We start from the raw sequence: 646 nt of genomic DNA, 5'->3' as shown, positions 1-646 counted from the left end.
AGCAATTAAATAAGATGTCGGCTGGTGAATGTGTCAAAGTGATCGCCACTGATAAGGGCTCCGTTAGGGATTTCGCTTCGTTTATAGCTTTAACAGCTCATGAGTTAATCGAATCTTCTGAAGAAGACTTAGAATCGTCGCGCTTTGTGTACTATATTATTAAGCGCTAAGGCGTTTCATTCCCGCTTAGTATTCTAATTTATGGGCATTGATTTTAGTAAGTGTCCGGTTTCAAACCTCTTTTAGGCAAATTTATGCTCCAGGTATTACGGTCTTGGGTTGACCGATATTTTTCAGACGAAGAAGCTGTTGTGCTGTTGATTTTAATCGGCGGAAGTTTGGTGTTTATATCGCTTTGGGGCGACATTATGGCGCCGGTTATTGCCAGCGTTATCCTCGCATATGTGCTTCAAGGCTTTATTGCTTATCTCGTGTCCAAGGGAATGAACAATAAGGCTGCGATTTACAGTTCTTATATATTATTCCTAGGGGTAGTGTTCGGTTTTATATTTTCGGTAATGCCGTTGGTATGGCGACAGCTCTCATCGTTGGTCGGAGATGCGCCCAATATTCTTAACAATCTTAAATCTCATATTTTTACCCTACAAGAAGATTATTCTCATATTATTACTATATCGGAGCTTGA

At 40.2% G+C, this 646-nt stretch carries 2 protein-coding genes; both read left to right on the top strand.

Features of this window, described 5'->3' with window-relative positions:
- The first annotated feature begins 14 nt into the window (after positions 1–14).
- Positions 15–170 carry a sulfurtransferase TusA family protein gene (locus A3761_RS28890; protein WP_369808159.1) on the top strand — a complete coding sequence of 52 codons (156 nt, stop codon included), beginning with the start codon at positions 15–17 and terminating at the stop codon, positions 168–170.
- 84 nt (positions 171–254) lie between these two features.
- Positions 255–646 (top strand): AI-2E family transporter (locus A3761_RS02665; protein WP_156491532.1); only part of this gene is annotated, 392 nt, incomplete at its 3' end.

Source organism: Oleiphilus sp. HI0123 (genome assembly GCF_001635315.1).
The sequence above is the reverse complement of the archived record's forward strand: the minus strand, read 5'-3'. Positions and strand labels throughout refer to the sequence as shown.